Genomic DNA, 13,418 nt, shown 5'->3' on the forward strand with positions numbered 1-13,418 from the left:
GCGGAGAAGGGCAATACCGCGCACAGGAGCGGAGAAGGGCAATGACGAACGGACCTGGGCCCGTGGGGCCCATGGGTAAGGGGCCGAACGGGGAGCGGCCGCGGCAGCGGGCCGGTATGCCGCTGGGGGCGCAGCAGACCGAGTACACGGGGCGGTATGTGGTCCTGCTCGATCAGCGGGAGCCCGACCGCGGTATGGAGGCGCTGCGCTCGTCCGTGGGGATCTCGTCCGTGGAGCGCGTCCGCGGGGCCGAGCCCGGGGCGGCGGAGCTGCTGGGGCGCGCCGATGTGTCGGTGGTCTTCGACGAACTCGGCGTCGCCGTCGTCGATGTGCAGCCGGACCAGCGCCATGCGCTGGTCACCACGGCGGAGGCGGAGCCGACGATCATCGCGACGGAGCCGGAGCGCGTGGTGTACGCGTCGGTGATCACGGAGCCGCAGCGCACGCTGACCGGCTTCTTCCCGACGTACCGCAGCGACGATGACGAGGTGTCCCGGCACACCCGGGCCGAGCTCGCCACCTCGCTGGGACCGGCGTGGGACGAGCAGACCACCACCTGGGGACTCCAGGGAATCCGCGCCAGCTGGTCGCATCTGACGGGCAGCGGGGTGAAGGTCGCCGTGCTGGACACCGGTGTGGACACCGACCACCCGGATCTGACCGGATGCGTCGAGGCGACCGCCTCCTTCGTGTCCGGGGCGAGCGTCGAGGACGGCCATGGCCACGGCACCCACTGCGTCGGCACCGTGGCCGGTCCGGTCAAGCCAGGGCACGCGCCGCGGTACGGGGTGGCCGGTGAGGCCCGGGTGCTGGTCGGCAAGGTGCTCAGCGACCAGGGCGTGGGCTCCGACGGCGAGATCCTGGCGGGGATGGCCTGGGCGGTCGCCCAGGGCGCCCGGGTGGTCTCCATGTCGCTCGGGGCTCCGGTGGAGCCGGGCGAGCTGTTCCCGCAGACGTACGAGAACGTGGCGCGGCGCGCGCTGCGGCGCGGCACCGTGATCGTGGCCGCGGCGGGCAACGAGAGCCGGCGGCCGGGCTTCGTGGCTCCGGTGGGGCGGCCCGCCAACTGCCCGTCCATCCTGGCGGTGGCGGCGCTCGGCAAGGACCTGGGGACCGCGTTCTTCTCCTGCGGCGCCATCAACGGCGCGGGCGGGGAGGTCAATATCGCCGCGCCCGGGGTCGACATCTTCTCGGCCGCGCCCGACGGGACGTACCAGACGATGAGCGGCACGAGCATGGCGACACCGCACGCCGCCGGTGTGGTCACGCTGCTGGCGCAGGCGCATCCGGACGCCTCGGCGGCCGACCTGAGCACCCGTCTGCTGTCCGGTGCCCATCCGCTGGCGCAACCGGGCGCGGACATCGGCGCGGGTCTGCTCCAGGCCCCGTGAGCGGGGGCGCCATGGGGCAGACGGCGCGGTCCGGGCCGGTCGGGGTCATCCTCTCGGTCGACCCGGACCGGTTCGCCCAGGTGGTGGAGGCCGCGCGCCGGGTCGGGCTGACGGTCACCGGTGAGCAGCCGATCCTGGGCTCGCTGTCCGGGACGATCGCGGAGGACCGGATCCCGGTGCTGGAGGCGGTGGACGGCGTGGAGTCGGTGGACCGGGAGCAGATCGTCCGGCTGCCGCCGCCCGACGCGCCGCCGCGGTGAGCCCCGGCTTCCGCCCGGTCAGACGCGGTCGAACGGCTCGGCGTACTGGAAGGGCCCCTTGACGGTCGGCTGATAGGCGGTCAGGGTCCGGACCTGGAAGTACTCGCCCCAGGCCGGATCCGGGGCCGTGATGCCGTACTCGGTCGCCGGGCGGAAGCCGAACCGGCCGTAGTAGGCGGGGCTGCCCAGCAGGGCGACCAGCGATTCGCCGAACGCGTCCGCGGCGCCGAGCACCGCGTGGACGAGCGCGAGGCCCACGCCACGACCCTGATGGGCGGGGTGCACGCTGAGCGGGCCGAGGCCGAGGGCGAGGGCGAGGTCGGAGCCGACATGGCCGCGGGTGCACACGACATGGCCGATCACCTCGCCGCGGTCGCCGGTGGCGACGAACGACAGCGCGGGCAACCAGCCGTCGCTGATCCGGAGCTCGTCCAGCAGCGTGGCCTCGACCGGAGAGGGGGCGTTCGCGTTGCTCACGGCGTCCGAGGTGTCCGACTTCGCGAACGCGGCCGAGGTGACGGCCCGTACGGCGTCGATGTCGGAGCGGGTCTCTCGTCGGATCAACATCGGGTCAGGATGCGTCCGGATGCCGCACTACGGCAAACGAATTGTGCGCCCACGCGCGGGGCGGGCGGGCCGCGCGGTCGGCCGTAATTGGTTCGACTCGGCGGCCGCGGGTCCGGCAGCCTCCCGTCATGGACCCCCATTACTGGCCCCTGTACGGGCTTCGCCTGCGCACGCCACGCCTGGAGCTGCGGCTTCCCGACGTCCCCCTGCTCGACGAGCTCGCCGCGGTCGCGGCGGGCGGGGTGCACGACCCGGACGAGATGCCCTTCGGCGTCCCGTGGACCGACGCGCCCCCGGAGGAGCGCGGACGCGGCACCTTCCAGCATGTGCTGCGCACGATCGCCGAATGGCGGCCGGAGCAGTGGACGCTGAGCCTCGCGGTGCTGCACGAGGGGGCGGTGATCGGGCGGCAGGACCTGTTCGCGACCGAGTTCGCCATCACACGGGAGGCCGAGACCGGCTCCTGGCTGGGCACCGCCCACCAGGGCAAGGGTCTGGGCACGGAGATGCGGGCGGCGGTGGCGCACCTGGCCTTCGAGGGGCTGGGCGCGCTGTCACTGGTCTCGGGCGCGATGGTGGAGAACGGCCGCTCGCTGGGGGTGTCCCGGCGGCTCGGCTACCGCCCCGACGGGCTGTCCGCGCTCGCCGTACGGGGCGAGGCCCGCACCCTTCAGCGGCTGCGGCTGGACCGCGCGGCCTGGGAGGAGCACCGCGCCACCCCTGTCGAGATCGCCGGACTGGAGCCGTGCCGCCCGCTGTTCGGCGCTCCCTGACGCGAGGGGAGCGGCCCGCCGCAGGCGTCACGACCCGTCGGACACCCCCTCATCCGTCGAGAAGAACGCCCCGACGGCCGAGATCAAGGAGATTCCGACCGACAAGTCGGGGTGACCAGGCCGGACTCATAGGCCGCGATGACGAGTTGGGCGCGGCCGCGGGCGCCCAGCTTGCCCATGATGCGGCTGACATGGGTCTTGGTGGTGAGCGGTGAGAGGCCGAGGGTCTGCGCGGCCTCGGCGTTGTTGAGGCCCCGGGCGACGAGGGCGAGCACCTGCCGTTCGCGCTCGGAGAGCGCGGCCAGCGCGGCGGGCGCGGGAACGCCGGGCGGCGGTGCCTCCGGCAGGCGCAGGACGCGGGCGATGAGCCGGGCGGTGGGGCCGGGCGAGAGCAGGGACTCCCCTGCCGCCACGGTCCGTATGGCGTCGAGGAGTTCGGCCGGCCGGGTGTCCTTCACCAGGAAGCCGGACGCGCCCGCGCGCAGCGCCTCGACGATGTGCTCATCGGTGTCGTACGTCGTCAGCACGAGCACCTTGACCCCGGCGAGGTCCTCGTCGGCGGCGATGCGGCGGGTGGCCTCGATGCCGTCGAGATCGGGCATCCGGATGTCCATGACCACGAGGTCGGCGCGGGCGGTGCGGGCCAGTTCGACGGCCTCGCGGCCGGTGCCCGCCTGCCCGACCACGTCCATGTCGCGGGCCGAGGAGACCAGCATGGCGAAGGCGGAACGGACCAGCGTCTGGTCGTCCGCGAGCAGCACCCTGATCGGCGCGGCGGCCCCGGGGGCGGGGGCCGGTGCGGGGTCCACCGGGCTGGTCCCGGACGGCGGGTCCGGTGGTGTGGTCATGCGGTGGCCTCCCTGGGCGGTGCGGCGGTCTGTCCGGTACCGGTGGGGGTGGCGGTGCCGGTGCCCGTACGGCCGCCGGGCGGGCCGCCCCTCCCCCACGGCAGCGCGGCCCTGATCGCGAAGCCGGGCCCGTCCTCGCGCGGTCCGGCGGACAGGGAGCCCGCGACGCTGCGGGCCCGCTCGCGCATGCCCACGATGCCGTAGCCCGTTTCGACGGGCGCGGTAAGGGGCGTTTCCCCGCCCCCGGGGCCGTCGTCCACGGCGGCGACGCTCAGCTCCCCCTCGTCCCGTACGAGCGTGATCCGCACCCTCGTGCCGGGCGCGTGGCGGACCGCGTTGGTCAGGGCCTCCTGCACGATCCGGTACGCGGCGGCGCCCACGGCGGGCGACAGCTCGGACGCCTCCACGTCGACCGTAAGGTCCACACGGACGCCCGCCGCCTCCGCCGCCGCGGCCAGGTCGGCGAGTCCGGCGAGCCCCGGCAGCGGCCCGGTGTCCTCCTCGTCCACGCGGTCGGCGTCGCCGCCCGCGCCGCCGCGGAGCACCTGGAGGGTGGCCCGGAGCTCGGCGCGGGCGTCCCGGCAGGTGTCGGCGATCGAGTCGAGCGCCTTGGCCATCGCCTCGCGGTCCAGCCGCTCGGGGTCGGCGATCAGGACGTGCGCCGCGACGGAGGTCTGGACGCCGATGAGGGTGATGCTGTGCGCGAGCAGATCGTGCAGATCGCGGGCGATGCGCAGCCGTTCCTCGGCGACCCGCCGGGCCGCCTCGTCCTCGCGGGTCCGCTCGGCGCGTTCGGCCCGCTCCAGGATCGCGGCGATGTACTTGCGGTGGATGCGGACCGCCTCGCCGATCACCACGACCGACAGCACCCAGCCGGAGGTGCGCAGCATGTCGAGACCGGCGTGCGGCTTCCCGCTCAGGGCCATCACCGACACCATGATCGAGATCACGGCGGTGACGGTGAGGAAGGACCGCAGCGGCGGGCCCATGACGGCGAGCGTGTAGACGGCGAGGAGCCCGGCCGGGACGACCGCGATATGGACGTTGTCCATGGCGTGGTACGGCCCGACCATGAACACCACCATCACGGTGACCACCATCGGGCTGTGCCGCCGCCCGATGAGCACCGTGGCGCTGGCGGCGAGCAGCGCCCAGCCGAACGCGTCCGGGCGGTGGCCGTTCCGATCGGGGTTGAGCAGTGCCAGGACCGCCTGGAGGACCAGCACCGCACCGGCGATCCGGGCGTCCACCCACCGCCGCCTGCGGGCCTCGTCCGGGGCCTCGGCGGGGCGGGGGCCGTTGTGCAGGGCGCGCGACGCGGAGGCGATCGCGCGATGGACGGCGGCGCGCGCGGCGGGGTGCCGGGCGTCGGCGGCACGCTCCGGCGGGTTGGCCGCGGAGTGGGTCGTAGGAGGTACGGGCACGGGCTCCATCCTCGGGGATCCGCCTCGGGCCGATCCATAGGGCTGTATGCATCCCCTAGGGCTGTACGGACCCCCTCGGGCTGTACGGATCCGGAGAGCGGCCAGGGGGCGGCCAGGGGCGGCCTGGGGCAGTACGAAGGGTGTCCCGGACCGGCCGTCCCCTGTGCGGCCGGTCCGGGCTGAGGAACGGCGTCAGCCGCCGCGTACGGCCGGTTCCGGACGGGACCCGGCGGCGGGTCCGTCCTGGGCTGCCGGGGCCGGCGAGGCGGGCGTACGGCGGAAGAGGGCGCCCGGCCACCACACCCACCGCTTCAGCACCAGGCTCGCCGACGTCACCAGGTACGTCCGCACGAGGAAGGTGTCGAGCAGCACGCCGACCGCCACCACGAACCCCATCTCGGCCAGCATCACCATCGGCAGCGTGGCCAGCACCGCGAAGGTCGCCGCCAGCACCAGACCGGCGGAGGCGATCACCCCGCCCGTCGTGCGCAGCGCGGTCACCGCCGCGTCCGGGACGTCCGCCCCGCGCAGCGACTCCTCCCGCATCCGGTGCATCAGGAAGATGCCGTAGTCCACGCCGAGGGCGACCAGGAAGACGAAGGACAGCAGCGGCAGCCCGGGGTCGACCCCGGCGAAGCCGAAGACCGGGTCAAAGAAGAGCCCGCCGAGCCCCATCGCCGCACCCCACACCGCCACCACGGCGACTACGAGGACCAGCGGCGCGACGAGGCTGCGCAGCAGGGCGGCGAGGATCAGCAGTACGGCGATCAGCACCAACGGGATGACCAGCATCCGGTCGCGGGCGTTGGTGTCCTTCAGATCGAGCTGCTGGGCGCTGACCCCGCCGACCAGCGCGTCGGCGCCCTCGACCCGCACCAGACCGGAGCGCAGGGCGTGCAGCGCGGCCGTCTCCTCCGCCGACTGCGGGGCGCCCCGCGGGAAGACGTCGATCTCCGTCCAGCCGCCGCCGCTGCGCCCGGCGTCCGCCCGTGCGACCCCCTCCGTGTCACGCGCCCGCCGCAGCACCTCGTCCGCCCCCGCGGTGCGCGCCATCACGCTGATGGGCTGACTGCTGGTGTCCGGATAGGCATCGGCGAGGGTCTGCGTGGCGGCCACCGACTCGGGCCTGTCGGTGAAGGTGTCCTCCTGCTTGAGGTTGCCGGGCAGATTGAGCACCCCGAGGGCGAGGACGCCCAGCAGCGTGGCACCGCCGAGGAGCACGGCTTTGGGCCGGCGGCGGGCCGAGTCGCCCATCGCCTCGAAGATCCCGCGCCGGGTCGCCCGCGGTTCTTGGCCGTAGACGGGGATCAGCGGCCAGAACACCCGCCGCCCCAGCAGCACCAGCACCGCGGGCAGCAGCGTCATCATCGCGGCCAGCGCGCAGATGACCCCGACCGCGCCGACCGGACCCAGTCCGCTGCTGCTGTTGAGGTCGGCGGCGAGCAGACACAGCAGCCCGGCGGCCACGGTGCCGCTGGAGGCGAGCACGGCCGGACCACAGCCGCGCAGGGCCTCGCGCATCGCGTCGTACGGGGCGCGATGGCGGCGGAGCTCCTCGCGGTAGCGGGACACGATCAGCAGGGCGTAGTCGGTGCCCGCGCCGAAGACCAGCACCGTCATGATCGAGGAACTCATGCTGGTGACGATGAGATCGAAGCCCTGGACGAGGCCGTAGACGATCGCCATCGCGGCCATGGCGGCGACGCCGACCACCCCCAGCGGCACCAGCCACAGCAGCGGACTGCGATAGGTGACGATCAGCAGCAGGGCGACCACCCCGGCGGTGGCGAACATCAGCGTGCCGTCGGTGGAGGCGAAGACCTCCTGCGAGTCGGCGCTGAGCGCCCCGGGACCGCCGACCTGGACGGTCAGGCCCGCGGGATGGGAGGCGAGCTCGGCTCGGACGTCCTTGACGGCGTCGGCCCGCTCCTTCTCGTCCGTCAGGCCGGTGAGCGCCATGGGGTACATCACGGTCGTGCCGTCCTTGGACGGGACGGCACGCGGCGCCGTGCCACCGACGAGGTCATGGCGCCCCGCCACCTCGGCGACCCGCCCGCCGGCCGCCTTACGGTCGGCGCCGGTCAGCCCGCCGTCGCGGTGGAAGACGAGGACGAGGTCGATGGTGTCGCCACCGGGCAGCCGCTCCTGGAGCCGGGCCACCTGGGTGGAGTCGGCGCCCGCCGGGAGGTAGTCGACGGCCGTGTCCCGTTTGGCGCCCTCGAGCTTGCCCGCGAAGGGGACGGCGACGAGGAGCAGCAGCACCCAGCCCGCGATGACCGCCCAGGGCAGCGAGCGCCGCCGCTTGCCACCGGCCGCGGCGGGCGGTGGCGCGTCCGGTTGTTGGGGATCTCCAGCGATCCCTGACGATGTCGTCTGCATGCCCCCAGGCTTCCGGCGCCCGGGCGCCGATACCTCGCGCCGACGACGGAAATGGCGGCTACTACGCCGGGGGCGGGGCGGGGGCGATTACTCCCTGGGGAGTACGGAGAGCGGACCGGAACCCTCCGCTCAGAACGCCGCCCGGGTGGCGGCCAGCAAGCGAGCCGTGTCGTCGGGACAGATCATCAGCGCCCTGCCGACCGTTTCCAGGACCGCGCGCTCGGCCGGGCGGTACGGGCCGTCGGCCACGGCGATCCGGGCGCCCTGGAGGAGGATGGCCTCCCGGCCGGTGGGGGCCAGATGCGGGGCCAGCGGCTCCAGGGCCTCGTGCAGCTCGATGGCCAGCGCCGTACCGCACGGGTCCAGGCCGTCCCGCTCACCGCACGCGCCCGGCAGCCGCCCGGTGTCGGCGGCGAGGGCCTCGATGAGCGCGAGCAGCTGCTCCTCGCTGCAGTCGGCGAATCCGGCGGCGCGCACCGCGCCGACCGCGACCTGCCGGACCGCCGTCGCCTCGGTGCCGCCCGCGGCAAGGACCGCGAGGGCCACGGTGTGCACCGCGTCGCGGAGCATCGCGGAGAAGCGGGTGGTGGTGGGGTGGTCGAGCACCTCCGTGCCGTAGCGGCTGCAGCAGGCCGCGCATTCCACGATGGGCGCGACCGGTCCGCGCGGCAGCACCGGCAGGCCGAGCACCACGATGCGGCGACGGCCGGTACGGCGGCGGTAGTTGCGGTCACCTCCGCATTCGGGGCAGAAGAACTCACCATCGCCGACGGTCCGCCACAGAGTGCGTACGCCTACCACACACAGGTCCCGGTCACGGCGGGCTCGCCGGTGCACCACGTCACACCTCCATAACGCTTCGGCCACGTTGCCGCGTTGACGTGATGCTAGCCACATCCATGATGTGACGTCAGTACCCCGAACGGAGACAACAGGCCAAACCCGAGGCCCCGCCCACCTCGCGGGGTGAACGGGGCCCATGTGGGTGACCAGGTCAACGGGGTGATGAAGTCATCCGATCAGACCGGTGAAAGATCACCTACACACCTGAAGGAATCCGGAGGATTCCGAAAGGATCACCGGCGCGCCCGGTTCACCGCGGAGACGACGGCCTTCAGAGACGCGCGCACGATGTTGGCGTCGATCCCGACACCCCACAGCACCTGCCCGTCGATCGCGCACTCGATGTACGCGGCGGCCTGGGACGCGGCGCCCTCGCTCAGGGTGTGCTCGGAGTAGTCCAGCAGCCGTACGTCCACGTCGATCGCGGCCAGGGCGTCGAAGAAGGCCGCCAGCGGGCCGTTGCCGATACCGTTCAGCACCGTCTCGGCGCCGTCCACGACCGCCTCGACGGTGAGCGCGTCGGTGCCCTCGGTGGTGGTCGAGGTCTGCGCGCTGCGCAGCGAGATCCGGCCCCACCGGTTGTCTTCGGTCGGCAGGTACTCGTCCTGGAAGGCCGCCCAGATCTGGCCCGGGGTGACCTCGCCGCCCTCGGCGTCGGTCTTGGCCTGAATCGTCTTGGAGAACTCGATCTGCATCCTGCGCGGCAGGTCCAGGTTGTGGTCGTTCTTCAGGACATAGGCGATGCCGCCCTTGCCGGACTGGGAGTTGACGCGGATGACCGCCTCGTAGGAACGGCCGACGTCCTTGGGGTCGATGGGCAGGTACGGGACGGCCCACTCGATCTCGTCCACCGTCTTGCCCTGCTCGGCCGCGCTCGCCTCCAGCGCCTCGAACCCCTTCTTGATGGCGTCCTGGTGGGAGCCGGAGAAGGCGGTGTAGACCAGATCGCCCGCGTAGGGGTGGCGCGGGTGGATCTCCATCTGGTTGCAGTACTCGGCGGTGCGGCGGATCTCGTCGATCTGCGAGAAGTCGATCTGCGGGTCCACGCCCTGGGAGAACAGGTTCATACCCAGCGTCACCAGGTCGACATTGCCGGTGCGCTCGCCCTGCCCGAACAGGCAGCCCTCGATGCGGTCCGCCCCGGCCATGATCGCCAGCTCGGCGGCGGCGACGGCGGTGCCGCGGTCATTGTGCGGATGCACCGACAGGCAGATGTGCTCGCGCCGGGACAGACGGCGCGACATCCACTCGAAGCGGTCCGCGTGGGTGGACGGGGTCGAGCGCTCGACGGTGGCCGGCAGATTCAGGATGATCTCGCGGCCCTCCTCGGGCTGCCAGACGTCCATGACGCCCTCGCAGACCTCCAGCGCGAAGTCCAGCTCGGTGTCGGTGAAGATCTCCGGGCTGTACTGGTAGCCGAAGACCGTGTCATCGCCGAGGATCTTGTCGGCGTACTCCACCACCAGCCGGGTGCCGTCCACCGCGATCTGCCTGACCTGCTCCCGGGTGCCGCGGAAGACGACGCGGCGGAAGGTGGGGGCGGTGGCGTTGTACAGGTGCACGGTGGCCTTGTGCGCCCCGCGCAGCGACTCCACGGTGCGCTCGATCAGCTCCTCGCGCGCCTGGGTGAGGACGGAGATCGTCACGTCCTCCGGGATCGCGCCCTCCTCGATGATCGACCGTACGAAGTCGAAATCGGTCTGGCCGGAGGAGGGGAAGCCGACCTCGATCTCCTTGTAGCCCATGCGCACCAGCAGGTCGAACATCTCGCGCTTGCGGGCCGGGGACATCGGGTCGATCAGCGCCTGGTTGCCGTCCCGCAGATCGGTGGACAGCCAGCGCGGGGCGACGGTGATGCGGTTGTCCGGCCAGGTGCGGTCCGGGATGTCGACGGCCTCGTACGGGCCGTACTTGTGGATCGGCATCCCCGAGGGGCGCTGGGTGACGGTCGCGGCGGTGATGGGGGTGGGACGGCCGACGGCGTCACCGGAGATCGCGGAGGTCTCGGAATGGCCGGGCGTGTCGGAGTGAGTCATGGTGCGCGGGGCTCCTTGGATAGTCCGCTGTCCGCTGGACGAATCCGCTGTCGCGGAGGTCCTGGGGCGGCCGACGGGGCGTGATCAGAGCAACGCCGAACTCCGCGGGGAGGGGGTCGGCCGTTCGACTACAGGCCCTCGCCGCGGCAGCTAAGAAGAAGCAGCCCGAAACGCATGATGGAGAGCAGCCTAACCGAGACGGGCGGGCCGGGCGGACCCGTATCACTATGCGGACCGAAGCATGCGCTTCGGAGGAATACACATCTTCCACTCGATTTCAGCAATCATGACCGCAAGGCGTGACACAGGCATCACGCGATGCGACATTGCCAGCCATGGACGCCAATGCCAATGCCCCCCTTGCCCGCGGTCACCGCCACACCGCCTTCTGCACGATCGTGCCGCCGCACGTCCTGGACAAGCTGTCCCATGCCGAGGACGCGTCGCTGGCCGATCCCGCCCGCCGCACGCTCGAGCGCGACGCCCTGCAGCGCACCCGCCGCCGGATCACCACCGTGCGCGGCGTCCCCGCCGCGCGGCTCGCCGCGCCCTCCGACAAGCCCCAGCGCACCATCTACGACGCCCAGCACAGGACCTCGCTGCCGGGCCGGAAGACGCGCGGCGAGGGCGACCAGGCGAGCGGGGACGACTCGGTGAACCGCGCGTACGACGGGCTCGGCGCGACCTTCGAGCTCTTCTTCAAGGCGTACGGCCGGCGCTCGATCGACGACTCGGGGCTGCCGATGAACGCGAGCGTCCACTACAGCGAGGACTACAACAACGCCTTCTGGGACGGCGAGCAGATGGTCTTCGGCGACGGGGACGGCGAGGTCTTCCATGACTTCACCATCCCGGTCGACGTGATGGCCCACGAGCTCACCCACGGCGTCACGCAGTACACCGCCAACCTCGAGTACTTCGGCCAGTCCGGGGCGCTCAACGAGTCGATGTCCGACGTCTTCGGCTCCCTGGTCAAGCAGCATGTGCTCGGCCACAGCGCCGAGGAGGCCGACTGGCTGATCGGCGCGGGGCTGCTGACGGACCGGGTCACCGGGATGGCCCTGCGCTCGATGAAGGCCCCGGGCACGGCGTACGACGACGATGTGCTGGGCAAGGACCCGCAGCCGGGCACGATGGACGACTACGTCCACACCTCACGTGACAACGGCGGCGTCCACATCAACTCCGGCATCCCCAACCACGCCTTCTACCTCGCCGCCACCGCCCTGGGCGGCAACGCCTGGGAGCGCGCCGGGCAGATCTGGTACGACGTACTGACCGGCGGCGATCTGGCCTCCGACGCGGAGTTCGCCGACTTCGCCCAGCTCACGGTGGCCGCGGCGCACGCCCGGTACGGCGAGGGCGAGGAGCAGGCGGCGGTGCGGGAGGCATGGGCCGGGGTGGGCATCACCGATCTGCGGGCCCACGTGGGCGCGCGCTAGGGCACGCCATCGGGTAGTGATGGAGCCATGCGCATCTCCGTCACCCGCACCGGCGGATTCGCCGGAATCGAGCGCCGGGCCGAGCTGGACACCACCGGCCGGCCCGACGCCACCCATCTTGACGCCCTGGCCCACCAGGCCGTCGAGACCGGCCACACCACGGCGCCCCGCGGCGTCCCGGACGGCTTCCAGTACGAGATCACCATCGACGGCCGCACCGTCCACGCCGCGGATCCCCAGCTGAGCGACGCCCAGCGGGAACTGATCCGCGCGGTGCTGAAGGAAGGCGCGTAAGGGCCGCGCGGCCGGGACCAGGCGCCGGGGCCCACGCGGCCTCGGCGATTGCGCCGGGGCCCACGCGGCCTCGGCGATTGCGCCGGGGCCCACGCGCCGGGGTCAGAACCCCAGCCTCCGCAACTGCTTCGGGCCCCCTCCTTCCGCCGCCCTCGCACTGCTCGGCCCCAGAGGGCCTCCCAGGCTTCGCACGGCCGCGCCGGCCTCCGACCGGCGGCAGGGGCTGAACTCAGAACCCCAGCCTCCGCAACTGCTTCGGATCGCGCTGCCAGTCCTTCGCGACCTTCACATGCAGATCGAGAAAGACCGGCGTGCCCAGCAGCGCCTCGATGTGCTTGCGGGACTTGGTCCCCACGTCCTTCAGGCGGCGGCCCTTGGGGCCGATGATGATGCCCTTCTGGCTGGGCCGCTCGATGTAGAGGTTGGCGTGGATGTCCAGGAGCGGCCGGTCCGCGGGGCGGCCCTCGCGGGGCAGCATCTCCTCCACCACCACCGCGATGGAGTGCGGCAGTTCGTCCCGTACGCCCTCCAGCGCGGCCTCCCGGATCAGCTCGGCCACCATGACCTGCTCGGGCTCATCCGTAAGGTCGCCCTCGGCGTAGAGCGTCGGGCCCTCGGGCAGCAGCGGGACCAGCAGATCCGCCAGCAGATCCACTTGCTGGTCACCCACCGCCGACACCGGGACGATCTCGGCCCACTCGATGCCCAGCTCCTTGCCGAGCCGGTCGATGGCGATCAGTTGCTGGGCCAGCTGCTCGGGCTCGACCAGGTCGGTCTTGGTGACGATCGCGACCTTGGGGGTCTTCTTGATCCCCGCCAGCTCGGTGGCGATATAGCGGTCGCCGGGGCCCAGCTTCTGGTCGGCGGGCAGGCAGAAGCCGATCACGTCGACCTCGGCCCAGGTGGTGCGCACCACATCGTTGAGCCGCTCGCCGAGCAGGGTGCGCGGCTTGTGCAGACCGGGGGTGTCGACGAGCACCAGCTGGGCGTCGGGGCGGTGCACGATGCCGCGGACGGTGTGGCGGGTGGTCTGCGGGCGGTTCGAGGTGATCGCGACCTTCGTCCCCACCAGCGCGTTGGTCAGGGTCGACTTGCCCGCGTTGGGGCGGCCGACGAAGCAGGCGAAGCCCGAGCGGTGCGGGGTCTCCCGCTGCTCGGTCG

General features: G+C 72.5%; 12 protein-coding genes. 5 read left to right on the forward strand and 7 right to left on the reverse strand.

From position 1 onward, the window contains the following. Positions 1-41 precede the first annotated feature (41 nt). Positions 42-1,391: a S8 family serine peptidase gene (locus GWI24_RS28695; RefSeq protein WP_210948793.1), complete on the forward strand. Its 1,350-nt coding sequence runs from the start codon at positions 42-44 to the stop codon at positions 1,389-1,391. An 11-nt stretch (positions 1,392-1,402) separates the two neighbouring features. After that, positions 1,403-1,651 carry a hypothetical protein gene (locus GWI24_RS28700; protein ID WP_210948794.1) on the forward strand — a complete coding sequence of 83 codons (249 nt, stop codon included), beginning with the start codon at positions 1,403-1,405 and terminating at the stop codon, positions 1,649-1,651. A gap of 18 nt (positions 1,652-1,669) precedes the next feature. Here GWI24_RS28700 and GWI24_RS28705 read toward each other — a convergent pair whose 3' ends face one another. After that, positions 1,670-2,218 (reverse strand): GNAT family N-acetyltransferase, encoded by a 549-nt coding sequence (locus tag GWI24_RS28705; RefSeq protein ID WP_210948795.1) that lies wholly within the window; start codon positions 2,216-2,218, stop codon positions 1,670-1,672. A gap of 128 nt (positions 2,219-2,346) precedes the next feature. Between GWI24_RS28705 and GWI24_RS28710 the strand changes: the two genes are divergently transcribed. Further along, the gene (locus tag GWI24_RS28710; protein ID WP_210948796.1) at positions 2,347-2,991 is read left to right on the forward strand and encodes a GNAT family N-acetyltransferase; all 645 of its coding nucleotides are present in this window, start codon (positions 2,347-2,349) and stop codon (positions 2,989-2,991) included. An 83-nt stretch (positions 2,992-3,074) separates the two neighbouring features. Here GWI24_RS28710 and GWI24_RS28715 read toward each other — a convergent pair whose 3' ends face one another. The 5 genes from GWI24_RS28715 to leuA form a co-directional block, all read right to left on the reverse strand. Further along, on the reverse strand, positions 3,075-3,707 hold the full coding sequence (locus GWI24_RS28715; RefSeq protein WP_247617013.1) for a response regulator transcription factor: 633 nt from the start codon (positions 3,705-3,707) through the stop codon (positions 3,075-3,077). Positions 3,708-3,835: 128 nt separating this feature from the next. After that, positions 3,836-5,272: a sensor histidine kinase gene (locus tag GWI24_RS28720; protein WP_210948797.1), complete on the reverse strand. Its 1,437-nt coding sequence runs from the start codon at positions 5,270-5,272 to the stop codon at positions 3,836-3,838. A 183-nt stretch (positions 5,273-5,455) separates the two neighbouring features. Next, positions 5,456-7,642, reverse strand: a complete 2,187-nt coding sequence (locus GWI24_RS28725) for an MMPL family transporter (RefSeq protein ID WP_247617012.1) — start codon at positions 7,640-7,642, stop codon at positions 5,456-5,458. A gap of 129 nt (positions 7,643-7,771) precedes the next feature. After that, on the reverse strand, positions 7,772-8,482 hold the full coding sequence (locus GWI24_RS28730; RefSeq protein WP_210948798.1) for a TerB family tellurite resistance protein: 711 nt from the start codon (positions 8,480-8,482) through the stop codon (positions 7,772-7,774). A gap of 236 nt (positions 8,483-8,718) precedes the next feature. Continuing rightward, on the reverse strand, positions 8,719-10,521 hold the full coding sequence (gene leuA, locus GWI24_RS28735; protein ID WP_210948799.1) for a 2-isopropylmalate synthase: 1,803 nt from the start codon (positions 10,519-10,521) through the stop codon (positions 8,719-8,721). A gap of 335 nt (positions 10,522-10,856) precedes the next feature. Here leuA and GWI24_RS28740 point away from each other — a divergent pair, with 335 nt between their 5' ends. Then, a complete protein-coding gene (locus tag GWI24_RS28740; RefSeq protein ID WP_210948800.1) occupies positions 10,857-11,963 on the forward strand; it encodes a M4 family metallopeptidase in 1,107 nt (368 codons plus the stop codon). A 27-nt stretch (positions 11,964-11,990) separates the two neighbouring features. Continuing rightward, on the forward strand, positions 11,991-12,257 hold the full coding sequence (locus GWI24_RS28745) for a protealysin inhibitor emfourin (RefSeq protein ID WP_037946034.1): 267 nt from the start codon (positions 11,991-11,993) through the stop codon (positions 12,255-12,257). A 229-nt stretch (positions 12,258-12,486) separates the two neighbouring features. On the opposite strand, the gene era is transcribed toward GWI24_RS28745, so the two are convergent. Then, positions 12,487-13,418: GTPase Era (era, locus tag GWI24_RS28750; RefSeq protein WP_210948801.1), on the reverse strand; the 932-nt coding region annotated here is incomplete at its 5' end.

Source organism: Streptomyces sp. MK37H, from assembly GCF_018035285.1.
GTDB lineage: Bacteria > Actinomycetota > Actinomycetes > Streptomycetales > Streptomycetaceae > Streptomyces > Streptomyces endocoffeicus.